Origin of the sequence: Streptomyces spororaveus (assembly GCF_016755875.1) — a bacterium.
Taxonomy (GTDB): Bacteria; Actinomycetota; Actinomycetes; order Streptomycetales; family Streptomycetaceae; genus Streptomyces; species Streptomyces spororaveus.
Window position 1 is genome coordinate 2,790,638 of sequence record NZ_BNED01000005.1, and the last position, 24,599, is coordinate 2,815,236.

At 71.3% G+C, this 24,599-nt stretch carries 21 protein-coding genes, 5 tRNA genes and 1 pseudogene; 6 read left to right on the forward strand and 21 right to left on the reverse strand.

Annotated features, from left to right (window positions below; all coding sequences use genetic code 11):
• Positions 1–56: 56 nt before the first annotated feature.
• Both recG and fakA read right to left on the reverse strand, forming a co-directional pair.
• Positions 57–2,249 (reverse strand): ATP-dependent DNA helicase RecG, encoded by a 2,193-nt coding sequence (gene recG, locus Sspor_RS14635; RefSeq protein ID WP_202199541.1) that lies wholly within the window; start codon positions 2,247–2,249, stop codon positions 57–59.
• Between the two features lie 26 nt (positions 2,250–2,275).
• Positions 2,276–3,934: a DAK2 domain-containing protein gene (gene fakA / locus Sspor_RS14640; protein ID WP_202199542.1), complete on the reverse strand. Its 1,659-nt coding sequence runs from the start codon at positions 3,932–3,934 to the stop codon at positions 2,276–2,278.
• Between the two features lie 240 nt (positions 3,935–4,174).
• Between fakA and rpmB the strand changes: the two genes are divergently transcribed.
• Positions 4,175–4,360, forward strand: a complete 186-nt coding sequence (rpmB, locus tag Sspor_RS14645) for a 50S ribosomal protein L28 (protein ID WP_007266795.1) — start codon at positions 4,175–4,177, stop codon at positions 4,358–4,360.
• Positions 4,361–4,481: 121 nt separating this feature from the next.
• Here the strand turns inward: rpmB and thiD are convergent, their stop codons facing one another.
• Both thiD and Sspor_RS14655 read right to left on the reverse strand, forming a co-directional pair.
• The gene (thiD, locus tag Sspor_RS14650; protein WP_202199543.1) at positions 4,482–5,282 is read right to left on the reverse strand and encodes a bifunctional hydroxymethylpyrimidine kinase/phosphomethylpyrimidine kinase; all 801 of its coding nucleotides are present in this window, start codon (positions 5,280–5,282) and stop codon (positions 4,482–4,484) included.
• The gene (locus tag Sspor_RS14655; RefSeq protein ID WP_202199544.1) at positions 5,279–6,262 is read right to left on the reverse strand and encodes a thiamine-phosphate kinase; all 984 of its coding nucleotides are present in this window, start codon (positions 6,260–6,262) and stop codon (positions 5,279–5,281) included. Before Sspor_RS14655 ends, thiD begins: the two co-directional genes overlap by 4 nt.
• Positions 6,263–6,507: 245 nt before the next feature.
• Between Sspor_RS14655 and Sspor_RS14660 the strand changes: the two genes are divergently transcribed.
• Together Sspor_RS14660 and Sspor_RS14665 are read left to right on the forward strand one after the other, a co-directional pair.
• Positions 6,508–6,741 carry an Lrp/AsnC family transcriptional regulator gene (locus Sspor_RS14660; protein ID WP_030011290.1) on the forward strand — a complete coding sequence of 78 codons (234 nt, stop codon included), beginning with the start codon at positions 6,508–6,510 and terminating at the stop codon, positions 6,739–6,741.
• A 23-nt stretch (positions 6,742–6,764) separates the two neighbouring features.
• Positions 6,765–7,274, forward strand: coding sequence for a DUF3515 domain-containing protein (locus Sspor_RS14665; protein WP_202203662.1), 510 nt, complete (start codon positions 6,765–6,767; stop codon positions 7,272–7,274).
• Positions 7,275–7,367: 93 nt separating this feature from the next.
• On the opposite strand, the gene Sspor_RS14670 is transcribed toward Sspor_RS14665, so the two are convergent.
• The 3 genes from Sspor_RS14670 to Sspor_RS14680 are packed head-to-tail and all read right to left on the reverse strand — an operon-like array spanning position 7,368 to position 10,324.
• Positions 7,368–8,525, reverse strand: a complete 1,158-nt coding sequence (locus Sspor_RS14670; RefSeq protein ID WP_202199545.1) for a D-alanine--D-alanine ligase family protein — start codon at positions 8,523–8,525, stop codon at positions 7,368–7,370.
• 39 nt (positions 8,526–8,564) lie between these two features.
• Positions 8,565–9,575: an NAD(P)H-dependent glycerol-3-phosphate dehydrogenase gene (locus Sspor_RS14675; protein ID WP_202199546.1), complete on the reverse strand. Its 1,011-nt coding sequence runs from the start codon at positions 9,573–9,575 to the stop codon at positions 8,565–8,567.
• On the reverse strand, positions 9,572–10,324 hold the full coding sequence (locus Sspor_RS14680; protein ID WP_030718404.1) for a lysophospholipid acyltransferase family protein: 753 nt from the start codon (positions 10,322–10,324) through the stop codon (positions 9,572–9,574). The genes Sspor_RS14675 and Sspor_RS14680 overlap by 4 nt, the downstream gene beginning before the upstream one ends.
• 190 nt (positions 10,325–10,514) lie before the next feature.
• Here Sspor_RS14680 and cofC point away from each other — a divergent pair.
• Positions 10,515–11,165: pseudogene (gene cofC, locus Sspor_RS14685) on the forward strand (2-phospho-L-lactate guanylyltransferase); the annotation flags it as partial.
• Between the two features lie 293 nt (positions 11,166–11,458).
• Here cofC and Sspor_RS14690 read toward each other — a convergent pair.
• The 4 genes from Sspor_RS14690 to leuC all read right to left on the reverse strand — a co-directional run bounded on the left by Sspor_RS14690 (position 11,459) and on the right by leuC (position 14,670).
• Positions 11,459–12,139, reverse strand: coding sequence for an HU family DNA-binding protein (locus Sspor_RS14690; protein WP_202199548.1), 681 nt, complete (start codon positions 12,137–12,139; stop codon positions 11,459–11,461).
• 144 nt (positions 12,140–12,283) lie between these two features.
• Positions 12,284–12,511 (reverse strand): SCO5555 family protein, encoded by a 228-nt coding sequence (locus Sspor_RS14695; protein ID WP_030009267.1) that lies wholly within the window; start codon positions 12,509–12,511, stop codon positions 12,284–12,286.
• A 137-nt stretch (positions 12,512–12,648) separates the two neighbouring features.
• Complete coding sequence (gene leuD, locus Sspor_RS14700; protein ID WP_202199549.1) at positions 12,649–13,242, reverse strand: 3-isopropylmalate dehydratase small subunit; 594 nt, start codon at positions 13,240–13,242, stop codon at positions 12,649–12,651.
• Positions 13,243–13,245: 3 nt separating this feature from the next.
• Positions 13,246–14,670, reverse strand: coding sequence for a 3-isopropylmalate dehydratase large subunit (gene leuC / locus Sspor_RS14705; protein ID WP_202199550.1), 1,425 nt, complete (start codon positions 14,668–14,670; stop codon positions 13,246–13,248).
• Between the two features lie 182 nt (positions 14,671–14,852).
• On the opposite strand from leuC, the gene ndgR reads away from it, so the two are divergent.
• The gene (ndgR, locus tag Sspor_RS14710) at positions 14,853–15,569 is read left to right on the forward strand and encodes an IclR family transcriptional regulator NdgR (protein ID WP_007266782.1); all 717 of its coding nucleotides are present in this window, start codon (positions 14,853–14,855) and stop codon (positions 15,567–15,569) included.
• A gap of 153 nt (positions 15,570–15,722) precedes the next feature.
• Here the strand turns inward: ndgR and Sspor_RS14715 are convergent.
• The 10 genes from Sspor_RS14715 to Sspor_RS14760 all read right to left on the reverse strand — a co-directional run bounded on the left by Sspor_RS14715 (position 15,723) and on the right by Sspor_RS14760 (position 20,361).
• Positions 15,723–15,795 (reverse strand) — tRNA-Glu (locus Sspor_RS14715).
• 23 nt (positions 15,796–15,818) lie between these two features.
• Positions 15,819–15,890 (reverse strand) — tRNA-Gln (locus Sspor_RS14720).
• A 24-nt stretch (positions 15,891–15,914) separates the two neighbouring features.
• Positions 15,915–15,987, reverse strand: a tRNA-Glu gene (locus Sspor_RS14725).
• Positions 15,988–16,048: 61 nt separating this feature from the next.
• Positions 16,049–16,121, reverse strand: a tRNA-Glu gene (locus Sspor_RS14730).
• Positions 16,122–16,148: 27 nt separating this feature from the next.
• Positions 16,149–16,220: transfer RNA gene (locus tag Sspor_RS14735), tRNA-Gln, on the reverse strand.
• Between the two features lie 86 nt (positions 16,221–16,306).
• On the reverse strand, positions 16,307–17,035 hold the full coding sequence (locus Sspor_RS14740) for an HAD family hydrolase (protein ID WP_202199551.1): 729 nt from the start codon (positions 17,033–17,035) through the stop codon (positions 16,307–16,309).
• Positions 17,036–17,045: 10 nt separating this feature from the next.
• The gene (locus Sspor_RS14745; protein ID WP_202199552.1) at positions 17,046–17,723 is read right to left on the reverse strand and encodes a DUF4241 domain-containing protein; all 678 of its coding nucleotides are present in this window, start codon (positions 17,721–17,723) and stop codon (positions 17,046–17,048) included.
• A gap of 95 nt (positions 17,724–17,818) precedes the next feature.
• Positions 17,819–19,294 carry a glutamate--tRNA ligase gene (gene gltX / locus Sspor_RS14750; protein ID WP_202199553.1) on the reverse strand — a complete coding sequence of 492 codons (1,476 nt, stop codon included), beginning with the start codon at positions 19,292–19,294 and terminating at the stop codon, positions 17,819–17,821.
• Positions 19,287–20,075 (reverse strand): fumarylacetoacetate hydrolase family protein, encoded by a 789-nt coding sequence (locus Sspor_RS14755; protein WP_202199554.1) that lies wholly within the window; start codon positions 20,073–20,075, stop codon positions 19,287–19,289. The genes gltX and Sspor_RS14755 overlap by 8 nt, the downstream gene beginning before the upstream one ends.
• Before the next feature lie 97 nt (positions 20,076–20,172).
• Positions 20,173–20,361 (reverse strand): hypothetical protein, encoded by a 189-nt coding sequence (locus Sspor_RS14760; protein ID WP_030773475.1) that lies wholly within the window; start codon positions 20,359–20,361, stop codon positions 20,173–20,175.
• Between the two features lie 578 nt (positions 20,362–20,939).
• On the opposite strand from Sspor_RS14760, the gene Sspor_RS14765 reads away from it, so the two are divergent.
• Positions 20,940–24,590 (forward strand): sensor histidine kinase, encoded by a 3,651-nt coding sequence (locus tag Sspor_RS14765; RefSeq protein ID WP_202199555.1) that lies wholly within the window; start codon positions 20,940–20,942, stop codon positions 24,588–24,590.
• Positions 24,591–24,599 lie beyond the last annotated feature (9 nt).

Below are 24,599 nucleotides of genomic sequence, written 5' to 3' on the forward strand. Positions count from 1 at the left end.
GCGGCAGGTGGAGTGCCCCGGCGCTGCCGCGGCACTCCAACGATAGGTCGTGCCGCTCAGCCCTTCTCCAGGTACTGCTCGCGCTCGGTGTCGAGCAGGGCGTCCAGCGCGGTCCGCAGGCCCGGCAGATGCTCCAGCGAGGGGTCCTCGGCGACGACGCGGGTGGCCTCCTCCCGGGCCTGGGCGATGACCTCCTCGTCCTCGATGACGGCGAGCATGCGCAGCGAGGAACGGACTCCGGACTGGGCCTGGCCGAGCACATCGCCCTCGCGGCGCTGTTCCAGGTCGATCCGGGACAGTTCGAAGCCGTCGAGGGTGGCGGCGACGGCGGCCAGCCGGGCCCGGGCGGGGCTGGCCTCGTGCATCTCGCTGACCAGCAGGCACAGGCCGGGCGCGGAGCCCCGGCCGACGCGGCCGCGCAGCTGGTGGAGCTGGGAGACACCGAACCGGTCCGCGTCCATGATCACCATGACGGTGGAGTTGGGGACGTTCACCCCGACCTCGATGACGGTGGTGGCGACCAGCACCTTGACCTCGCCTGCGGCGAACCGGCGCATCACGTCGTCCTTGTCGGCGGGGTCCATCCGGCCGTGCAGGACCTCGACGCTCAGCCCGGCCAGCGGTCCGCGCGTGAGCTGCTCGGCGATCTCCACGACGGCGAGCGGCGGCCGCTTGTCGCCGTCCTCCTCGGCGGCCTTCTTCTTGGCATCGTCCTCACCGTCGCCGATGCGGGGGCAGACCACATACGCCTGGTGCCCCTTCCCGACCTCCTCGCGGACCCGTTCCCAGGCCCGTGCGAGGAAGTGCGGCTTGTCCTTCGAGGGCACCACGTGCGTCGCGATCGGCGAGCGCCCGGCCGGCAGCTGGTCGAGGACGGAGGTCTCCAGGTCGCCGAAGACGGTCATGGCGACCGTGCGCGGGATCGGGGTCGCCGTCATCACCAGCAGGTGCGGGGGCTGCTTCCCCTTGGAGCGCAGCGCGTCGCGCTGCTCCACCCCGAAGCGGTGCTGCTCGTCCACGACGACCAGGCCGAGGTCGTGGAACTGGACCTTGTCCTCGATCAGCGCGTGCGTGCCGATCACGATCCCGGCCTCGCCGGTGACCAGGTCGAGCAGGGCCCGGCGGCGCGCGGGCATCCCCATGGACCCGGTGAGCAGGACGACCTTGGTGCCCTGGTCGGAGCCGCCGAGCATGCCGCCCTCGGCCAGTTCGCCCATCATCTCGGTGATGGAGCGGTGGTGCTGCTGGGCGAGCACCTCGGTGGGCGCGAGCATGGCCGCCTGCCCGCCGGAGTCCACGACGGCCAGCATGGCCCGCAGCGCGACCAGGGTCTTGCCCGAGCCGACCTCGCCCTGCAGGAGGCGGTGCATGGGGTGGCTGGTGGCCAGGTCGTCGAAGATCTCCTTCGAGACCTTCTGCTGGCCCTCGGTGAGGGTGAAGGGGAGCTTGGCGTCGAAGGCGTCGAGCAGGCCGCCGGGGGCGGGGCGGCGTGGGACGGCCGGGAGCTGGGAGTCGGCGTGCCGGCGGCGGGCCAGGGCGACCTGGAGGACGAAGGCCTCGTCCCACTTGAGGCGCTGCCGGGCGTCCTCGATGTCGGCCTTGGTGCCCGGGCGGTGGATCTTCAGCAGGGCTTCGGTGAGCGGGACCAGCCCGCGGCCCTCGCGCAGGGCGGGCGGGAGCGGGTCCACGGCGTCCTGGGCGCTGGGCAGCACCGCGTCCACGCACTTGGCGATCTTCCAGGACTCCAGCTTGGCGCAGGCCGGGTAGATCGGGATGAGCTGGTTGGCGAAGGCGGTCGCGGCGTCCCGGTCGGAGGCGTCCTGGGAGAGCGGCTCGTAGGCGGGGTGGGAGAGCTGGAGCTTGCGGTTGAACATGCCGACCTTGCCCGCGAACATGGCGCGGGTGCCCGGCAGCAGGTCCTTGTGCGGCTTGTGGACGCCGGCGCCGAAGAAGACCAGCTGGAGGCGGCCGTTGCCGTCGGTGATGGTCACCTCCAGACGTTTGCCGCGGCCCCCGTTGAAGGTGAGGATCCGGGCGTCGGCGACCTGCGCGACGACGGTCACGTGCTCGTCGATCTGGTCGGCGAGCTCGGCCAGCGAGGTCAGCTCACCGCGCTCGGCGTACCGCCGCGGGTAGTGGTGGAGCAGGTCCAGGGCCGTGTGCAGGCCGAGCTGCTCGGCCAGCACCTTCGCGGTGGCGGGGCCGAGCGTCTTCTTGAGGTCTTCGTCGAGCGCGGGCACGTGTTCCATTGCACACCATGGCGCTGACAAGCCCGCTATTCCACCCCGACGAGGAGCGGCGCCGAGTACCGGCCGCCCCGGTAGGTGACGGTGTCCACGGCGAGGTGGCCCTGCTGGACGTACGCCTCCAGGCGCTCGGCGACGGTGTCCGGCACCTCGGGTCCCAGGACCAGGGTGACGAGTTCGCCGCCGGAGCCCAGCATCCGGTCCAGGACGGCCTCGGCGGTCTCGGCCAGGTCCGCGCCGATCACCGCGACGTCCCCGTCGATGAGGCCGAGTACGTCGCCGGCCTGGCAGATGCCGGCCGAGGTGAAGGACTGCCGTTCGGCGACGGCCAGTTCCCCGTACCGGGTGGCGCCTGCCGCCGCCGTCATGGCGACCACGTCCTCGTCGAAGCTGCCCTCCGGGTCGTGCACGGCGAGGGCGGCCAGGCCCTGGACCGCGGAGCGGGTGGGGATCACGGCCACGCGTACGCCCTCGGCGCGGGCCTGTTCGGCCGCCGAGGCCGCGGCGGCGCGCAGTTCGGCGCCGCCGGGCAGGAGCACCACCTCGCGGGCGTGCGCGCGGCGGACCGCGTCGAGGAGTTCGGCGACGGCCGGAGGTTCCCCGGGGCGTACGAGCACGGTGGTCGCTCCCGCCTCCCCGCACAGCCCGGCCAGTCCCTCGCCGGGGACGACGGCGACCACGGCCCGCTGGGCGCGCTCGCCCCGCGCCCGGCGGCGTTCGTCCCCGAAGTGGGTGATCCGTATCCGGTACGGCCGTCCGGCCACGACCCCGGCCTCCACGGCCGCGCCGGGGTCGTCGACGTGGACGTGGACGTTCCACAGTCCGTCGCCGCCGACCACGACGAGGGAGTCGCCGAGCGCGTCGAGGCGTTCGCGCAGTTCGCCGACGGCCGCCTCGGTGGCCTCCAGGAGGTAGATCACCTCGTACGCCGGCCCGTCCTCCTGCGCGCAGGGGTCCGGCGACCGCGGTACGGGCACCGCGCGGCCCCGTACCGGTTCCGCGGCCGGCTCCTGGCCGGAGAGCGCCTGCCACAGGGCGCCGAAGACGACGACCAGCCCGCAGCCCCCGGCGTCGACCACTCCGGCCCGGCCCAGCGCGGCGAGCTGCCCCGGGGTCTCGGCCAGCGCGGCGCGGGCCCCGTCGTACGCGGCCCGGGCCACCTCGACCGCGGTCCCGGCGGCGGCTCCGGCGGCCTCGCCGGCCCGGGCGGCGGCGTCGGCGACGGTGAGCATGGTGCCTTCCACCGGGTGCGCGACGGCCGCGTACGCCTCCTCCGCGGCGCGGGTGAGCGCGCGGGCCAGCAGCCCGCCGGGGCCGTGCCCGGCCGGCTCGGCCGGCTCGTCGCCGAGTACGTCGGCCACTCCGCGCAGCAGCTGCGCGAGGATCGTCCCGGAGTTCCCGCGGGCTCCCACCAGCGCCCCGTGCGCCCAGGCCCGTACGGCCTCGGCCAGGGAGGTCGGCGCTGTGCCGTCGGTCACCTCGGGGAAGGCATCGGCGAGGCCGCGGTCGGCCGATTCGGCGGTGAGGTAGAGGTTGGTGCCCGTGTCCGCGTCGGCGACCGGGTAGACGTTGATCGCGTCGATGTCCTCGCGGGCCCGGCCCAGTGCGGCCAGGGCCAGCGAGCTCCAGGTGCGCACCGCATCGGCGTCGAGCACGTCGGGGCTCTGCGGCTGCTGCTCGTGCGGCACCGGGCGTTCCTCCTTGTGCGGGCCAGGGTTCACCGCAGGGTAACGAAGGACCGCCCGGGCGTCGGGACCGCGGGGCGGGGGCAGCGGCGGCCATGGTAGTTTTCTTGGACGGACGCAGTCGTTGTATGCTGCTCCGGTTGCCCGGCGAGAGTCGGGCCATTCCCCCGGCAAACCACTTCAGACCTCTGAATCCGGTGCGCCGGTTTCACTGTAATTGCATCTGAAGTCTTGGAGTGACCTGTGGCTGCCAACTGCGACGTTTGCGCCAAGGGGCCGAGCTTCGGCAACAACATCTCCCACTCGCACCGCCGCACCTCGCGTCGCTGGAACCCGAACATCCAGCGCGTCCGTGCCGTGGTCAATGGGACGCCGAAGCGCCTCAACGCCTGCACCTCGTGCATCAAGGCCGGCAAGGTCTCGCGCTGACGCCTCCCGTCGTAGCGCAGCCCTTTCCGGTTGCCAAAAAGGCCGGTTCACCTCTGGTGAACCGGCCTTTTGCCTTGTCCGGGGGCCCGGCGGGAGGGCCGGCCGGGCCGTCGCGGCGGGTTCAGCGCCACTGCCACGCGTGATCCACCGGGCCGATGCCCCCGCCGAGCGCGAAGCCGGCGGCGATGGCGCCGGTGACGTACTCCTTGGCGGCCGTGACGGCCTCCGGGACGGTCAGTCCCCTGGCCAGGCCCGCCGCGATCGCGCTCGCGAGGGTGCAGCCCGTGCCGTGGGTGTGCCGGTTGTCGTGACGCGGGGCGCGCAGCCACCGTTCCTCGGTACCGTCGGTGAGCAGGTCCACCGCCTCGTGGCCGTGCGCCGCGAGGTGTCCGCCCTTGATCAGCGCCCACCTCGGCCCGTGGCCGAGGATCGCGTCGGCGGCCCGCCGCATGTCGTCCTCGGTCTCCACCACCACGCCGGTGAGCTGGGCCACCTCGTCCAGATTGGGGGTGGCCACGGTGGCCCGCGGCAGCAGCTCCTTGCGTACGGCGTCCAGCGCCGAGGCGGCGAGCAGCGCGTCCCCGTGCTTGGAGACCCCGACGGGGTCCACGACGGCGGGGGCCCGGGTGTCCGCGAGCAGCGCGGCCACCGTCTCGACCAGGACGGCTGAGGAGAGCATCCCGGTCTTCACCGCCTGTACGCCGATGTCGTCCACGACGGCCCGGTACTGGGCCGCCACGGCCTCGGCGGGCAGCTCCCACACTCCGCGTACCCCGAGCGAGTTCTGCGCCGTCACGGCGGTCACCACGCTCATGCCGTGCACGCCGAGCGCCAGCATGGTCTTGAGGTCGGCCTGGATGCCCGCGCCGCCGCCGGAGTCGGATCCGGCGACGGTCAGGCACAGCGGCGGGGCGGTGCTCACGGCGCGCCGTCCTGGGGGGCCGGGTCGGCCCCGAAGTGGTCCCAGCCGCCGGTGCTGGTCCACGGCGCGCCGTCGACGGTCACCTGGGGCAGCGCGGAGCGGTTGAGCACCTCGCCGATGACCTTCCAGCGGGCGGGGAGCTTCACGTCGGGCGGGAAGGTCGCCACGATCGCGTGGTCCTCTCCCCCGGTGAGGACCCACTGCAGCGGGTCCACGCCGACGGCCTGTCCGATGTCGTGCATCTGGGTCGGGATGTCGACGGCCGCCGAGCGCAGGTCGATCCGTACCTTGCTGGCCTCGGCGATGTGCCCGAGGTCGGCGATCAGGCCGTCGCTGACGTCGGTCATGGCGCTGGCGCCGAGTCCGGCGGCCGCGGGGCCCGCGTGGTAGGGCGGTTCGGGGCGCCGGTGCGCCTCGACGAAGGCCCGCGGGGAGCGGAAGCCGCGCGAGAGCACGGCGAACCCGGCCGCGGACCAGCCGAGCCAGCCGGTGACGGCCACGACGTCGCCGGGCTGGGCGCCGGAGCGCAGGACGGGCTCGTGGTTGCGCAGGTCCCCGAGGGCGGTGATGGCCACGGTGATGACGTCCCCGCGGACGACGTCCCCGCCGACCACGGCCGCGCCGGCGACCTGGCACTCGTCGCGGATCCCGTCCATGAGCTCGGTGGGCCAGGTGACCGGGAGTTCGGCGGGGACGACGAGGCCGAGCAGCAGCGCGGTGGGCACCGCGCCCATGGCGGCGATGTCGGCGAGGTTCTGCGCGGCGGCCTTGCGGCCGACGTCGTAGGCCGTGGACCAGTCACGCCGGAAGTGCCGGCCTTCCAGCAGGATGTCGGTGCTCGCCACGACCCGCCGGTCGGGGGCGGACACCACCGCGGCGTCGTCGCCCGGTCCGAGCCGGACCGCCGGGGTGGTGGTGAGCCGTGAGGTGAGCTCCCTGATCAGCCCGAACTCCCCCAGCTCGCCGACAGTGCCCTTCATCGCTGTGCCCCTTCTTGCCCAGTCCGCTTGCGGTCGCGAGCCGTCTCAGCTCTGGGTACCGTCAACAGATACGTCAACTTCTGCTCTCCGTACGCCCCGCTGTGCGTGGCGCCGGGCCCGCGGGTCTCCCCGCGGCGCACGGCGACGCGGTACCGTGGCGTCCCTTCTTCCCCCGGCCCGTTCAATCGTGTGGGGCCCACCCGAAGGTTAGGGGAAATGATCCTCGTGGCCGCCCTGGAGGTTCCGTGGTACAGGCGTACATCCTTATCCAGACCGAAGTGGGCAAGGCGTCGTTCGTCGCCGAGTCCATCGGCCAGATCCCGGGGGTGATCCAGGCCGAGGACGTGACGGGCCCGTACGACGTGATCGTGCGTGCCCAGGCCGACACCGTGGACGACCTCGGCCGCATGGTCGTGGCCAAGGTCCAGCAGGTGGAGGGGATCACCCGCACCTTGACCTGCCCGGTGGTCCATCTGTAGCCCCCGTCTACTCTTGGCCGGTGATGTCCCTCCACCACCGGCCCCTGCGTGTCCGCGTCCTGTCCGCCCTGCCCGCCTCGATGGCCGTCCTGGCCGCCGCGGCGTGCTCCCCGGGTGGATCCGAAGCCCGGTTGGACCCTCCGCCCACGCCGCCCGCCGCCATCGGGGAGCTCTGTGCGGCACTGCACAAGGAGCTCCCGGAGACGGTGGCCGGCCTGGCGCGGACCAGAACCGAACCGGAGTCCGATCTGACCGCCGCGTGGGGCGGTTCGGCGATCGTACTGCGGTGCGGTATCCCCAAGCCCCCGAAGATGCTCGATCCGAAGCAGGACGGCATCCACGTGAACGGGGTGGCCTGGCTGCTGGAGAAGCTCGACGACGGCTCCGGCGGGGGGTTCCGGTTCACCACCGGGCTCCGGCTGGCCTACACCGAGGTCCAGGTCGACAAGGAGCATGCCACGGATGCGGGGATGCTGGTCGGCCTGTCCACGGCGATCGCCGCGACCGTGCCCGAGGGCATCTCCTCCTACTGAGTACCGCGCACCGGGTACCGAGCACACCGCCGCCCGCCGACCGCCTTCGAAGGCGGTCGGCGGGCGGTCGGCGTTCCGTACGGCGCCCGGGTCTCAGCGCAGGCCGGTGGAGCGGCGCAGGGCCGCCTGGATCAGGCTGTCCACCAGCTCCGGGTACTCGATGCCCGTCTTCTGCCACATCAGCGGGTACATCGAGATCGGGGTGAAGCCCGGCATCGTGTTGATCTCGTTGATGACGAATTCGCCGTCCTCGGTGAGGAAGAAGTCGGCGCGTACCAGGCCCTCGCACGACGCGGCCTCGAAGGCCTCGATCGCGAGCCGCTGGACCTCGGCGGTCTGCTCCGGGGTCAGCGGGGCGGGCACGATCCCGGAGGCGGAGTCGATGTACTTCGCCTCGAAGTCGTAGAAGTCGTGGCTGGACACCGGCGGGATCTCGGCGGGGACGCTCGCGCGCGGCCCGTCCTCGAACTCCAGGACGCCGCACTCGATCTCGCGGCCGCGCAGCAGCGCCTCCACGATGATCTTCGGGTCGTGGCGGCGGGCCTCCTTGACCGCGGCGTCGAGACCGGAGGCGTCGTCGACCTTGGTGATGCCGATGGAGGAGCCGGCCCGGGCGGGCTTCACGAACAGCGGCCAGCCGTGTTCGGCGGCGAAGTCCAGGATCCTGCCGGTGGCGGCGTCCCGGTCGGTGTCCCACTCGCGGGGGCGGATGGTCACGTACGGGCCGACGCGCAGCCCGAAGGACGTGAACACCCGCTTCATGTAGTCCTTGTCCTGGCCGACGGCCGAGGCGAGGACGCCGGAGCCGACGTACGGGATGCCGGAGAGCTCCAGGAGGCCCTGGAGGGTGCCGTCCTCGCCGTACGGGCCGTGCAGCACGGGGAAGACGACGTCGACCTCGCCCAGGGCCTTGGGGACGGCGCCCGGTTCGGTGTAGACGACCTGGCGGCTGGCCGGGTCGACCGAGAGCACGACGGCGCCGTCCTCGGAGTCGGCGAGCTCCTCGACACTCGGGAGCTTGCGGTCGGCGATGGCCATCCGCTCGGGCTCGTCGGCGGTCAGCGCCCATCGGCCGTCCGTGGTGATGCCGATGGGCAGCACCTCGTACTTGGAGCGGTCGATGGAGCGCAGCACGGCGCCCGCCGTGACGACCGAGATGGCGTGTTCCGAGCTGCGGCCGCCGAACACGACGGCCACGCGGGGCTTGCGGCCCTGCTGCTCAGGGGTCTGGGGGAGGTTCTCGCTGCTCATATCGCCACGAGAGTACCCGCTCAGGCGTGCGGAATGGAGTCAGCGACGTTCCGGTTTGGCGCTGCGGCCCATCAGGTCCTTGAGGGCGACCAGGGTCGGCTTGCCGTGGTGGACGATGTCCACCACCGTGTCGGTGATGGGCATGTCCACCCCGTGGCGGCGCGCCAGATCCGCCACCGACTGGCAGGACTTGACGCCCTCGGCGGTCTGCCTGGTGACCGCGATGGTCTCCTCCAGGGTCATCCCGCGTCCGAGGTTGGTGCCGAAGGTGTGGTTCCGGGAGAGCGGCGAGGAGCACGTGGCGACCAGGTCACCGAGGCCGGCGAGGCCGGAGAAGGTGAGCGGGTCGGCGCCCATCGCCACGCCGAGGCGGGTCGCTTCGGCGAGTCCGCGGGTGATGAGCGAGCCCTTGGTGTTGTCGCCCAGGCCCATGCCGTCCGCGATGCCGACGGCGAGGCCGATGACGTTCTTGACGGCGCCGCCGAGCTCGCACCCGGTGACGTCGGTGCTCGTGTACGGCCGGAAGTACGCGGTGTGGCAGGCGGCCTGGAGGCGCTGGGCCACGCCCTCGTCCACGCAGGCGACGACGGAGGCGGCGGGCTGGCGGGCGGCGATCTCGGCGGCCAGGTTGGGGCCGGTGACCACGGCGATGCGCTCGGCGGGGACCTTGGCCACCTCCTCGATGACCTCGCTCATCCGCTTGGCGGTGCCGAGTTCGATGCCCTTCATCAGGGAGACGAGCACGGTGTCGGGGGCCAGCAGCGGCGCCCAGGCGGCCAGGTTGTCGCGCAGGGTCTGGGAGGGGATGGCGAGGACGGTGAAGTCGGCGCCGGCCGCGGCCTCGGCCGGGTCGGTGGTGGCCCGGAGGTTCCCGGGGAGTTCCACGCCCGGGAAGTAGTCCGGGTTGGTCCGCCCGGTGTTGATGGAGTCGACCACCTCCCGGCGGCGGCCCCACAGCGTCACCTCGCAGCCGGCGTCGGCGAGCACGATGGCGAAGGCCGTGCCCCAGGAGCCTGTTCCGAAGACGGTCGCCTTCACGGGACGTGTCACTTGTTGCCCTCCCCTGCGGCCTTGCGCCGCTGTTCCGCCCTGGCGTTGCGATGGTCGTACGGCTGCTCGGGCGCGGTCTCGCCGCGCACCTCCTCCAGCAGCGCGGTGATGGCCGCCATGATGACCTCGGTGACCTCCCGGAGGACTTCCGGGGTGGGTTCGCGGTCGTAGAAGGCGGACAGGTCCACCGGCGGGCCGGCGAGCACCTGGAGGGTCTTGCGCGGGAAGAGCCGGACCTTGTTCTCCTTGGCGTAGGGCGGCATCGCGAGGTTCGCGCCCCACTGGGCCACCGGAATGACGGGCGCCCTGGTGATCAGCGCCACGCGGGCGGCGCCGGTCTTGCCGGCCATCGGCCACATGTCGGGGTCGCGGGTGAGGGTGCCCTCCGGGTAAAAGGCCACGCATTCGCCCCGCTCGATGGCGTCCACGGCGGCCCGGAATGCGTCCAGGGCGTTGGTGGACTCCCGGTAGACGGGGATCTGTCCGCTGCCGCGCAGGATCGACCCGACAATGGGGACCTTGAAGAGGGCGGCCTTGGCGAGCAATCGGGGCACGCGGCCGGTGTTGTACTGGAAGTGCGCGTACGAGAGCGGGTCCAGATACGAGTTGTGATTGACGGCGGTGATAAATCCGCCCTCGGCCGGAATGTGCTCCATTCCCCGCCAGTCCCGCTTGAAGAGCACTACCAGCGGCGGTTTTGCGATGACCGCCGCCAGGCGGTACCAGAAGCCGATTCTGCGGCGGGACACTCGGACACCTTCCTCTAGGACCGGTGCGCGGCCTCGGCACCTCGTGGGCCGGACAAGTGTCACCCCACGCCCGGTCTCTGTCGAGAACACCGTACGCCCCGCTCACCCCGCCGGACTCCCGGGTTGCCCGGGCGGAGGCGACAATGGGCCGACACATGACCCGGCCATGACCCGACCATGGCCGAAGGACGTGCCCGAGCGCACCGGAGGGAAGAGGTCCGTCACGAACGCCGTCTGGAGTCTGGTGGTCCCGCTGAAGCCTCTGGCGGTGGCCAAGAGCCGTCTCGCGCGGGCTGTGGGCGCCTCTCGTCCGGGCCTTGCCCTGGCCTTCGCGCAGGACACCGTCGCGGGAGCCCTGGCCTGCGCGGCGGTCGCCGATGTGGTGGTCGTCACGGACGACGCCGCGGCGGGTGCGGAACTGGCGCGGCTCGGGGCGCGGATCGTTCCGGACGTCCCGGCGGCCGGGCTCAACCCGGCCCTGGACCACGGGGCACGGGCGGTGCGGTCGGGACGGCCGGGCGCCGCGGTGGCCGCACTGAACGCCGATCTGCCGGCGCTGCGGCCCCCGGAATTGCAACGCGTGCTCGAAAACGCCTCGGTATTTCCCCGGGCATTTCTGGCCGATGCGGCCGGAATCGGGACGACCCTGCTTTCCGCCGCGCCGGACGTGGAATTGGGGCCGTCCTTCGGCGGGCCGTCACGGGCCAGGCATTCGGCTTCGGGAGCCGTGGAAATCGCCCTGCCGGACGTGGACAGCGTGCGCCGGGACGTGGACACGGCTGCCGACCTGCGGACGGCGCTCACCCTCGGTGTGGGACGTCACACCGCCCGATACAGTGCCCGTATGCAGGCGACCGCGTACACGTACGACTCCCAGACCCGCAGCGGCAGCGTGCTGCTGGACGACGGCACGCCGGTGCCCTTCGAGGCCCCGGCCTTCGACGCAGGGGGCCTGCGGCTGCTGCGGCCCGGACAGCGGGTACGGATCGAGACGGACGGCGCGGGTGCGAACCTGCGGATCACCCTGGTGACGCTGCAGACGTTCTGAACGGACGGGGCGCCGGCGCCCCGGACGCACCGCGGGCCGGCTCCCCCGCTCGGGGAAAGCCGGCCCGGCCTGTGTGACGCGTGCCCCTACTTCTTGCGGGCGGTGGTCTTCTTCGCGGTGGCCTTGCGCGTCGCCGTCTTCTTGGCGGGCGCCTTCGTCGCTGCGGTGACCTTCTTGGCCGCCGGCGCGGTCTTCTTCGCCGCGGCGGTGGTCTTCTTCGCGGCGGGCGTGGTCTTCTTCGCCGCGGCGGTGGTCTTCTTCGCGGCCGCGGTGGCCTTCTTGGCCGTGGCGGTGCTCTTCACCGCCGCCTTCTTGGCGGTCGCCGTGGCCTTCTTCGCCACGACCTTCTTTGCGACCGTGGTCTTTGCCGCGGCCTTCTTGGCGGTGGTGGCCTTCTTCGCGGCGGCCTTCTTGACCGTGGCGGAGGCACCACCCGTGAGGCTGCCCTTGGGCGCCTTCTTCACGGAGACCTCGCCGCCCTTGGGGAGCTTCTTGGTGCCGCTGACCAGGTCTTTGAAGCCCTGGCCGGCACGGAAGCGGGGCACAGAGGTCTTCTTGACCCGGACGCGCTCACCCGTCTGCGGGTTGCGGGCGTAACGGGCCGGACGGTCGACCTTCTCGAACGAGCCGAAGCCCGTGACCGAGACCCGGTCGCCCGCGACGGTAGCGCGGACGATCGCGTCCAGTACCGCGTCGACAGCATCCGCGGCCTGCTGGCGGCCGCCCAGCTTGTCGGCAATCGCTTCTACGAGCTGCGCCTTGTTCACGTCTTCCCCTTCGGAGACTTCGCCAGAACGAATGTGTTCAAGCTTATTTCGCACGTTAGGCGGATATATACCGCAAATCAAACACGAAACGGGCTAATCACCCTAGTGCCGCAACGCTGTAGTCCGTTACGGAGTTCCTTCGCATCAGTCGCCTTCAGGGAATCGACCCTCGTCGAGGTCCTTCATCAACCTGTCCAGGCGCCTTGCCGCATCGGCGAGATCATGCTTCGCCGCGGCTGTGACGACCAACAGCTTCCGGGACAGCGCCATCCTTACGCCCTCCGGGACTTGCAGTGAGCGCACCCGTGTGTGTGCTTCTTTCAGCCGGTCCGCGACGAGTTCGTAGAGCTCGAGTTGACTGTCGCGTTCCATGCACAGATTGTGCCATCTGGGGCGAGTTGTCGCCTCACGGGGCCTCAACAAACGGCTGTGCCCCCCGCCGGAGGGCGGGGGGCACAGTGTTGTCGATGTGATCACCCGAAGGTGAATAAGCGCTGATCAGGCAGGAATCAGGCCTGAATCGTGCGCGGCTTGTGGGCGGGGCGGGCGCTTTCGTATGTGGCGATGTCCGCTTCGTTCTGAAGGGTGAGCGAGATGTCGTCCAGGCCCTCCAGCAGACGCCAGCGGGCGTTGTCGTCGAGTTCGAACTCCGCGACGACGCCTTCCGCTCGCACCTGGCGGTCGACCAGGTCGACCGTGATCTCGGCGGTGGGGTCGGCCTCGGTCAGCTTCCACAGCCGCTCGACGGTCTCCTGCGGGAGGACGACGGTCAGCAGACCGTTCTTCAGCGAGTTCCCGCGGAAGATGTCGGCGAAGCGGGAGGAGATGACCGTCTTGAAGCCGAAGTTCTGCAGGGCCCAGACGGCGTGCTCGCGCGAGGAGCCCGTACCGAAGTCGGGACCGGCGACGAGTACGGTCGCGCCGGCGCGCTCTGGGCGGTTCGTGACGAACTCCGGGTCCTTGCGCCAGGCCTCGAAGAGCCCGTCCTCGAACCCGTCACGGGTGATCTTCTTCAGCCAGTGGGCCGGGATGATCTGGTCGGTGTCGACGTTGCTGCGGCGCAGCGGGACGGCCCGGCCGGTGTGGGTGGTGAAGGCTTCCATGGTTCAGACTCCGGCGGTCGCGTCGGCGGCGGACAGGTCGGCGGGCGAGGCCAGATGGCCCAGCACCGCGGTGGCGGCGGCCACCTGCGGGGAGACCAGGTGGGTGCGCCCGCCCTTGCCCTGCCGGCCCTCGAAATTGCGGTTGGAGGTGGACGCGGAGCGTTCACCGGGCGCCAGTTGGTCGGGGTTCATGCCCAGACACATCGAACAGCCCGCGTGCCGCCACTCGGCGCCGGCCTCCTTGAAGACCTTGTCCAGGCCCTCTTCCACGGCCTGCAGGGCGACCCGGACCGAGCCGGGGACGACCAGCATCCGTACGCCGTCGGCGACTTTGCGGCCCTCGATGATCCCGGCGACGGCGCGCAGGTCCTCGATGCGGCCGTTGGTGCAGGAACCTACGAAGACGGTGTCGACCTTGATGTCGCGCAGCGGCTGTCCGGCGGTCAACCCCATGTACTCCAGGGCCTTTTCGGCGGCCAGACGCTCCGAAGCGTCCTCGTACGAAGCCGGGTCGGGGACCTCGGCCGACAGGGGCGCGCCCTGGCCCGGGTTGGTGCCCCAGGTGACGAAGGGGGACAGCGTCGTGCCGTCGATGACGACCTCGGCGTCGAAGACCGCGTCGTCGTCGGTGCGCAGGGTCTTCCAGTACGCGACCGCCGCGTCCCAGTCGTCGCCCGCAGGGGCGTGGTCGCGGCCCTGCAGGTAGTCGAAGGTGGTCTGGTCGGGCGCGATCATGCCCGCACGGGCGCCGGCCTCGATCGACATGTTGCAGATGGTCATGCGGGCTTCCATCGACAGCTTCTCGATGGCCTCGCCGCGGTACTCCAGGATGTAGCCCTGGCCGCCGCCCGTGCCGATCCTGGCGATGATCGCGAGGATGAGGTCCTTGGCGGTGACACCCTCGGCGAGCGCGCCGGTGACGGTGATCGCCATCGTCCTCGGGCGGGCCAGCGGCAGCGTCTGGGTGGCCAGCACGTGCTCGACCTGGCTCGTGCCGATACCGAAGGCCAGCGCGCCGAAGGCACCGTGCGTGGAGGTGTGCGAGTCGCCGCAGACCACGGTGGTGCCCGGCTGGGTCAGGCCCAGCTGCGGTCCCACGACGTGGACGACGCCCTGCTCGACATCGCCCAGCGAGTGCAGGCGTACGCCGAACTCGGCGCAGTTCGCCCGCAGCGTCTCCAGCTGGGCGCGGGAGACCGGGTCGGCGATCGGCTTGTCGATGTCGAGGGTGGGGGTGTTGTGGTCCTCGGTCGCGATGGTGAGGTCGAGGCGTCGGACCTTGCGGCCGGCCTGACGCAGTCCTTCGAAGGCCTGCGGGCTGGTCACCTCGTGCAGCAGGTGCAGATCGATGAAGAGGAGGTCGGGCTCGCCTTCGGCGCGCCGGACGACATGGTCGTCCCAGACCTTCTCCGCGAGTGTCCTACCCATCGCTTTCCCTCCGGCCGGCCGGTTGTGCCGGCGCTTCATAGAGATCTTGTGCGCCGTGGCCCGTACCCCACGTCCCGGACGACGGCTCGGACCCAGTGGTTCGTGGACCCGCACATACAGATTCGCTGGTTCTTGGAAAAATTGAACTTGCGTTTCACAGTGTGAGACGCGAATATCGTTTCATGGACAACTCTAGCGGCGTCGGCGTTCTCGACAAGGCAGCTCTGGTATTGAGCGCACTGGAGTCCGGTCCGGCCACCCTCGCCGGGCTGGTCGCGGCGACAGGGCTCGCACGACCCACGGCACATCGCCTCGCCGTGGCACTGGAACACCACCGGATGGTGGCGAGGGACATGCAGGGCCGGTTCATCCTCGGACCGCGGCTGGCGGAGCTCGCCGCCGCGGCCGGCGAGGACCGCCTGCTGGCCACGGCGGGACCGGTACTCACCCACCTCCGCGACGTGACGGGAGAGAGCGCGCAGCTCTACCGGCGTCAGGGGGACATGCGCATCTGCGTGGCGGCCGCGGAGCGGCTCTCGGGTCTTCGGGACACCGTCCCGGTGGGCTCGACGCTCCCGATGAAGGCCGGTTCGGCCGCGCAGATCCTGATGGCGTGGGAGGAGCCCGAGCGGCTCCACCGCGGCCTTCAGGGCGCGCGCTTCACGGCGACGGCGCTCTCGGGCGTACGGCGGCGCGGCTGGGCACAGTCGATCGGCGAGCGGGAGCCCGGCGTGGCCTCCGTCTCGGCGCCGGTGCGCGGGCCGTCGAACCGTGTGGTGGCCTCCGTGTCGGTCTCCGGACCGATCGAGCGGCTGACCCGCCACCCGGGCCGGATGCACGCCCAGGCCGTCATCGACGCGGCCGCCCGGCTCACGGAGGCCCTGCGCCGCTCCGGCTGACCTTTCGGTCCCACCATGTTCACCCCCCGGGTCCGGGGGCGCGTACGACGCCGCACACGTCCTGACACGCGCCTCCGGGCCCGCACTTACGCGTACGTCGACACCACACGGAAGAGGCCCTCCGCGATGAACGCGGAGGGCCTCTTCTATGCGTACCCCCGACCGGATTCGAACCGGCGCTACCGCCTTGAGAGGGCGGCGTGCTAGGCCGCTACACAACGGGGGCTAGCTGGTGCTGCTGTTACTGCGCTGGGCTACCAGGACTCGAACCTAGAATAAGGGAACCAGAAACCCTCGTGTTGCCAATTACACTATAGCCCAAAGTGGTCTAGACCAGACCAACAGTACCCCCGACCGGATTCGAACCGGCGCTACCGCCTTGAGAGGGCGGCGTGCTAGGCCGCTACACAACGGGGGCCCTAGCGATCCTGCATCAAGACATCCGGGTGCGACCCTGGAGATCTCGCGGGAAGGATCTGTACCCCCGACCGGATTCGAACCGGCGCTACCGCCTTGAGAGGGCGGCGTGCTAGGCCGCTACACAACGGGGGCAAAGCACTGCGTTACTGCTGCACTGCGCTGGGGTACCAGGACTCGAACCTAGAATAAGGGAACCAGAAACCCTCGTGTTGCCAATTACACTATACCCCACCAAAAGTCAACCCCTTACCGGGGCTTTTCTTCGGGTGGCGCCTCCGTTCGGCCTCTCGGCCCGCTCCGGCGGCGCAGAAAGAACATTACCGGATGCCTGACCGTGCTCCAAAACGGGTATCCCGTGCCAGCAGCAGCGGGAGCTGGTCAAGGCCCTCGATGCGGTGCGCGCCGTCGGGACCCGGGCCCCGGACGCCGTCGCGGTCGATCCAGACGGCCATCAGTCCGGCGTCACGCGCTCCCCGCGCGTCGATCTCCGGCTGGTCCCCCACGTACGCCACCTCGCCGGGCGCCAGCCCGAGCTCCTCGCACGCGGCCAGGAAGGCCCCCGCCTCGGGTTTGCTGATCCCGAGTTCCACGGCGCAGACCAGCACCTCGAAGCGGTCGCGCAGTCCGAGGTCGCGGAGTTTCGGGTCCTGGTTGGCGGTGGAGGAGTTGGACAGCACCCCGTGCCGGTAGTCCGCCGCGAGGGCGTCGAGAGCGGGCACCACGTCGGGGAAGACGGTCCAGGCGGACTTGTAGTGCTCCACGTACCGGTCGAACCAGGCGTCGGCCTCGTCCGCGGTCATCCCGGGCCGCTCCAGGAACTCCCGCACCCGGTCCTGCCGCTGCCCCTGGAAGGTGCCCTCGCCGGCCGCGAAGCGCGCCCAGTGCCGTTCGGTGATCTCCCGCCACCGTGCGAGCGCCTGCGCGGGGGTCCCGTACCGGCCCGCCAGGCCCGTGACCTCCAACTGTCGCGCCAGCCCGACGGCGTCGGCGCCCGTGTAGTCGAAGAGGGTGTCGTCGATGTCCCACAGCACGGCGCGGATCGGCATGTGCCCGAGCCTATGCCGAAGCGCCCTCCCGCGGGGGCACGACGAAGAAGTCCGTGAGGAAGCAGGTGACCCGGCCGGCCGCGTCCCGCCCCACCCAGGTGGGGTACACCCCGTCGCCCCAGCCGGACTGGAAGACCGCCACTTGACTACCCCGGGGGCCGGTGAGCACGTACGGACCGGGGTGCCGGTACCCGTCCGCGAGGAACGGGGCGCGCAGCAGCTCCCGGGTGGCCTCGCGGTCGGCGAAGTCCCGCCCGGCGGACGCGTCGTGGAAGGCCCCCACGCCCGCGTCCACGCCGTAGCCGTAGAGCTCGCCCGGCCCCAGGTCCTCCAGGCGCTGCCCGCCGCGGAGCGCGAGCTCCCAGGAGGCCGTCGGCGCCTGCGTGACCACCAGCCGCAGGGCGGCGAGATCCGGGCGGGGGGACCCCTGCGGGGGCGGCTCGCCGGCCGGGGACCACGTGACGAGCGCCGCTTCCAGCCGGTAGCGGCCGGGCGCGACCCCGACGTGGAACGGCGGCTGGGTGTCCGGCCCCAGGTAGGCCATGGGATCGCAGGCCACCAGCCGGCCGGTCGGCAGCCACAGCTCGCCCCCGTCCGCCACCGAGAGGGTCCCGAGGTCTCCCTCTTCGTCACGGAAGGCGTTGCCGGGCGTGAAGTGCCGGGCGAAGTCGGGAGCGGCGAGGGGCATGCGGGGCCTTCCGGATCGCGGACGGGACGCCGCAGGGGGCGGCGTCCGGGGTTCCGGACGCCGCCCCCTGCGGGACGGACGGGTGCTGCTGCGGGTCAGGCGGCGAGCTTGGCCAGCGCCGCGTCGATGCGGGCCAGCGAGCGCTCCTTGCCCAGGATCTCCAGGGACTCGAAGAGCGGCAGGCCGACCGTGCGCCCGGTGACGGCCACGCGGACCGGGGCCTGGGCCTTGCCGAGCTTGAGGCCGTGGGCCTCACCGGCGGTCAGGACGGCCTGCTTGAGGGACTCGGGGTCCGTCCAGTCCGCCGCCTCCAGGCCCGCGCGCGCCGTGGTGAGCAGCGCGGCCGGCTCGCCCTTCATCGCCTTGTCCCACGAGGCCTGGTCCGCCACCGGCTCCTTCAGGAACAGGAAGTCGACGTTGGCCGTGATGTCCGACAGGACGGTCACCCGGGTCTGGGCGTACGGGGCGATCCGCGCCCAGGCCTCGGCGTCGAAGTCCTCGGGGGCCCAGTTGGCGTGCGGGGCCTGCAGCCACGGGGCGCAGGCGTCCGCGAAGGCCTTCGGGTCCAGCAGGCGGATGTGGTCGCCGTTGATCGACTCGGCCTTCTTCAGGTCGAAGCGGGCCGGGTTGGCGTTCACGCCGTCGATGTCGAACTTCTGGACCATCTCCTCGATCGAGAAGACGTCCTGGTCCTTGGAGAAGGACCAGCCGAGGAGCGAGAGGTAGTTCAGCAGGCCCTCGGGAAGGAAGCCGCGCTCGCGGTACAGGTTGAGCGAGGCCTCGGGGTCGCGCTTGGAGAGCTTCTTGTTGCCCTCACCCATCACGTACGGCAGGTGGCCGAAGGCGGGGGTGGACTTGGCGACACCCAGCTCGATCAGTGCCTTGTAGAGCGCGATCTGGCGGGGGGTCGAGGACAGCAGGTCCTCGCCGCGCAGGACGTGCGTGATCTCCATCAGCGCGTCGTCGACCGGGTTGACCAGCGTGTACAGCGGGGCGCCGTTGGCCCGGACGATGCCGAAGTCCGGCACGTTCTCCGGGGTGAAGGTCAGCTCCCCGCGGACGAGGTCCGTGAAGGTGATCGGCTCGTCGGGCATCCGGAAGCGGACGATCGCCGGGCGGTGCTCGCCCTGGTACGCCTCGACCTGCACGGGGGTGAGCTCGCGGCAGTGGCCGTCGTAGCCGGAGGGCTTGCCGGCGGCGCGGGCGGCCGCGCGGCGGGCGTCGAGCTCCTCGGTGGAGCAGTAGCAGTGGTACGCGTAGCCGCCGTCGAGCAGCTTCTTCGCGACGTCCGCGTAGATGTCCATGCGCTCGGACTGGCGGTACGGAGCGTGCGGGCCACCGACCTCGGGGCCCTCGTCCCAGGTGAAGCCGAGCCAGCGCAGCGAGGCGAGCAGCTGGTCGTAGGACTCCTCGGAGTCGCGGGCCGCGTCGGTGTCCTCGATGCGGAAGACGAACGTGCCGCCGTGGTGGCGGGCGAACGCCCAGTTGAAGAGTGCGGTCCGGACCAGGCCCACGTGGGGGTTGCCGGTCGGGGAGGGACAGAAACGTACGCGGACGTTCGCGTTAGCCACGCTTGATCACCTTGTTGGTGAGAGTGCCGATGCCTTCGATGGTGACGGCGACCTCGTCGCCGACGTTGAGGGGGCCGACTCCGGCCGGGGTCCCCGTGAGGATGACGTCGCCGGGCAGCAGCGTCATGGCCTCGGAGATGTGGACGATCAGGTCCTCGACGGAGCGGACCATCTCACTGGTGCGGCCGAGCTGGCGCTGTTCGCCGTTGACCGTGCACTGGATGGTGAGGTCGCCCGGGTCCAGGTCGGTCTCGATCCAGGGGCCGAGGGGGCAGGCACTGTCGAAGCCCTTGGCCCGGGCCCACTGCTTCTCCCGCTGCTGGACGTCGCGCGCGGTGACGTCGTTGGCGCAGGTGTAGCCGAGGATGACGTCCTTGACGCGCTCCCTCGGGACCTCACGGCACATACGGCCGATGACCACGGCGAGCTCCGCCTCGTGGTGCACGTCCTGGGAGAAGGAGGGGTACGTGATCGGGTCACCCGGGCCGACCACCGAGGTGGAGGGCTTGAAGAAGGTGATCGGGGCGTCCGGGACCTCGTTGCCGAGCTCCGCCGCGTGCTCCGCGTAGTTGCGGCCGACGGCCACGACCTTGTTCGGGAGCACGGGCGGCAGCAGCCGGACCTTGCTCATCGGGACCTTCGTACCCGAGAGCTCGAAGTCCGCGAAGGGGATGCCCTTGATGATGTCGAGCACGAGCGTGGAGTCGTCGCCGGGGGCGCCGTCGCCCTCGACCGCGCCGAACGCGACGTTGCCGTCGATCGAGAACCTGGCGATGCGCACCTGTTGCGTCTGCCCCTCTGTATTTCCGCTGGCTGGAGTCTGCGGACCCCAGGCTAACGCGGCGGGCAGCGGCGCTTCACGTTCCTTTACGGGGTGGCTACTCCGCGGCGGCGGCGACCGGCACGTTCATCAGGACGGTGCGGCGCGGGTTCGCGGTCTGCGTCGGCAGCTCGACGGAGTGCTCCGGGGTGGCCGGTGCCGCCTGCAGGTCCTCGGCGTCCTTGAGGTGCGCGAGGGTCGTGCGGCGGGGGTTGGCTATGTTGCGGAACATCGTCGTCGTCTTCATCGGAGTTCGGGGTCCTCGGTTCGATATGTGAGTGTCGGCTGTCGCATGCACCAACCCTGGCGCCAACCCTTTAAGGGGCAAGGCTAAACATCTGAATCCCCCGGCGAACCGGGAAGTAATGGCCATGGCTATGTGAGTTTGCTCACCCTTGACCCGACATCACGGACGAATTGGACACCCAATTCCACCCCCTGAAACGGACATTGCGCCACTGAATGCGTCATTCCGCTCCTGATCATCTCGACTGGGACACCTTGACAGCCGCGTTGTTTGGATGACGTAAGTCCGATTTCTACCGAATGCAGTCGCACATCGTGTAGCGCATCTGTCACAAGCCGTAATCGACTCCCCGGGCCGACACTCGCACCTTGTTGGAGATCCGCCACTGTGCTGGAATTCGCGGGACCGCCGCGGGAAACACCGGCGCGCAGGTGGCGCGAACCAGCGCCGAGCGCGGTGGTACGGAGAGGAAGACGCGCCGGTCACCGACGACCACCATGGGGCGGCAAGTGCCCCACGACTCGACACCGTCCCACCGGTCGCCCGGCGGGACGCCTGGTCCAGAGGTTGCGACGCTAGTGCAGGGACGATTCAAGAGGGATGGCAGCGCTGCGGCGGAGCAGGAGCCGCGCGGCGGGACCGACCGTGGCTCCTCGCCCCAGCACGCCCAGAACCGCGGGCCGGCTGTCGAGGGCGCAGGCCCCGACACCTCCGCCGCGGTGAAGGCGAAGGGCCGTGGGAAGTCCGTGAAGGCCAGGGTCAAGGCGAAAGCCGGACCCACCCCGCCTGCCGGACTACCGGCTGAGCAGGACGCGGCGATACCGAAGGCCCCCAACGGGCCCGGTTCTCGCCTCGCCATGCAGAACTGGCGCATCAGCACGCGACTGGTGTCGCTGCTGACCCTGCCGGTCGTCGCCGCCACCACGCTCGGTGGCTTCCGTATCAACGACTCGCTCAACGACATCGCGCAGCTGGAGCACATGCAGCTCCTGACGACGATGACGCGACAGGCCACCAACCTGGCGGCCATGCTCCAGGAGGAGCGTGACCTGTCGGCGGGTCCCCTCTCGCTCTCCAACGGCAAGACCACCAGCAGTGTCGACGTCGTGCGCCAGCAGACCGACACCGCGGCCAAGGCCTTCAACGCCGCGACCGACAAGGTCGACAGCACGGGCGAGAAGGACGACACGCTCAGGTCGATCCGTAACAACGTCCTGCAGATCGGCCGCCAGCTCACCAACATCGAGACGATCCGCACCCGGGCGTACACCGCCGGCGCCCAGCAGACCGTCAGTGAGTACAACGCGGTCATCGTCTCGCTGCTCTCGCTCTCCCAGGACATGGCGCAGGCCACCTCCAACCCGGAGATGATCAAGCGTACCCGCGCCCTGGCCGCGTTCTCCGCCGCCAAGGAGTACGCCTCCATCCAGCGCGCGATCATCGCCGCCTCGCTCCCCGACACCAACGAGCGACAGGGTGTGCTGCGGGAGAACGACCGGCTGTACGCCCTCTCCGCGCAGAAGGGCGAGCAGCAGGCGAAGACCACCTTCGGGCTCGTCTACCAGGGCCGGACCGAGGAGCTCCTCGCGGGTCTGGGTGACAGCAACTCCGAGATCTCCACCGCCGACGGCTACTCCCGCCGCGTGCTGGCCAGCCCGGACGCGTTCCTCCGGGAGAAGAACCGCTCCTGGCTCGACTGGTACGACGCCGACGGCACCAAGCTCCAGGCCATGAAGGTCATCGAGCTGACCCTGCTCGAAGAGATGGAGCAGAAGGCCCGTGAGCTGAAGAACGAGGCCCAGCAGGACGCCATCATCAACGGTGCCCTGATCCTCCTCGTCCTCGGTGTCTCCCTCGTCGGCGCCTTCGTCATGGCCCGCTCGATGATCCGCTCGCTGCGCCGCCTGCAGGACACCGCGACGCGCGTCGCCCAGGACCGCCTGCCCGAGCTCGTCAAGCAGCTGTCCGAGTCCGACCCGCAGGACGTGGACACGTCCGTGGAGTCGGTCGGTGTGCACACCCGCGACGAGATCGGCCAGGTGGCCGCGGCATTCGACGACGTGCACCGCGAGGCCGTCCGACTCGCCGCCGAGCAGGCCCTCCTGCGAGGCAACGTCAACGCGATGTTCACCAACCTCTCGCGCCGTTCGCAGGGCCTCATCCAGCGTCAGCTCTCGCTCATCTCCGAGCTGGAGTCGCGCGAGGCCGACCCGGACCAGCTGTCCTCGCTCTTCAAGCTCGACCACCTCGCGACCCGCATGCGCCGTAACGGCGAAAACCTCCTCGTCCTCGCGGGCGAGGAGCCGGGCCGCCGGTGGACCCGCCCCGTCCCGCTGGTCGACGTGCTCCGTGCCGCCGCCTCCGAGGTGGAGCAGTACGAGCGTGTCGAGCTGGCCTCGGTGCCCGGCACCGACGTCGCCGGCCGCGTGGTCAACGACCTCGTGCACGTCCTCGCCGAGCTGCTGGAGAACGCCACCTCGTTCTCCTCCCCGCAGACCAAGGTCAAGGTCACCGGTCACGCGCTCCCCGACGGCCGCGTGCTCGTCGAGATCCACGACACCGGTATCGGTCTCTCCCCCGAGGACCTCGCCGCGATCAACGAGCGACTCGCGTCGCCGCCGACCGTGGACGTCTCCGTCTCCCGCCGCATGGGTCTGTTCGTGGTCGGCCGCCTGTCCCTGCGACACGGCATCCGTATCCAGCTGCGCCCCTCCGACTCGGGTGGTACGACGGCCCTCGTCATGCTGCCGGTCGACGTCGCCCAGGGCGGCAAGAAGCCGGCTCCGATGGCGGGCCAGGGCGGTCAGGGCGGCCCCGGCGGCGCTCCGGGTGCTCCCGGTGCGCAGGGTGCCATGGGCGGCGCGCCCGCACGTCCCTCCGTGGGCTCGGGCCCGCAGCGCGGTCAGGTCGCCGGCGGCGGCCAGCGTGCCGCTCTGCCGGGCCGCGACGGCGCCGCCGGTCAGCGTCCGCAGGGCGGCCGCCCGCAGCAGGGCGGTCCCGGTGCTCCCGGTGGCCGTCCGCAGCAGGGGCCGACCACCGCGGGCCAGGGCCAGAGCGCCTTCGGTTCCGGTGCTCCGCTGCCGACCCGCGGTCCGGTCCCCAGCCCCGGCTTCGGTGGTGGCGCGCAGGCCCGTCCGGCGTCCGGTCCGACCGGGTACCCGCAGGGCAACGGCTTCGAGCGACCGCAGCAGCCTCAGCAGCAGCAGCCGCAACAGCAGCAGCCCCAGCAGCCGGCCGCTCCCGCGGCACCGGCTTCGAACGGCTCCCGGCCGCAGCTGCCGCCGCGTGGTGGCGGTCCGCGTGCGGAGCTGCCCGGCCCGCAGACCACCAGCTGGGGCAGCGACCAGGCGCGCGGTCACGACGAGCTCTCGGGCCCCGGCTCGACGGCCGAGTTCGCCCGCCCGGACTTCAACGCCCCGATGCCCCAGGCGGACGGCGGCAACAGCACGACCGGCCAGTTCGAGCGTCCGGACGTACGGGGCCCCATGAACCCGTCCACCACCGGACAGTTCGAGCGCCCGGGCTACCAGCCCCAGCGGCCCGGCGGTCCCGGTGTCGGCGGATACGCCCCGCAGCAGCCGCAGGCCCAGGCTCCGCAGGCCGGCAACGGGTACGCACCCGCACCGGCCGCGCGCCCCGAGACCCCGCGGCTGCCGCAGGCCCACCGGCCGGAGGCACTGCCCCCGGCCCAGAGCTCCGGCGACGCCCGCAGCCCGATCTTCGACACCCTGGAGTCGAACTGGTTCCGCGAGGAGGGGCAGCAGCCCCCCGCGCAGGGACCGGGGACGGCGATCCCCCAGCAGGGCCAGCAGCCGCAGCAGTCCGCTCCGGCGGCTCCGGCGCCGCAGCAGCAGTCGCTGCCGCAGCGCGGTCAGGAGCAGGCGGCCGACTCGGCCGCCACGGCGACCGGCGCCATGCCGACCGTCAGCTGGAAGTCCTCGCCGAACGACGAGCTGATGCGGCAGGCCGAGCGGGTACGTCAGCCCGCCGCGGGCGGCATCACGACCTCGGGGCTGCCCCGCCGGGTCCCGCGGGCGAACCTCGTGGCCGGCACCGCGCAGCAGCAGGCCGAGGCGCAGACGGGTCCGCAGGTCTCACGTGCCCCGGACGACGTCCGCGGCCGTCTGACCAACCTCCGACGCGGTATCCAGCAGGGCCGTCAGGCCGGCAACAACGGACCGGCGACCGGCAGTTACCACATCGACCCCACTTACCAGCAGGAGCGTTAGTTGAGTTCG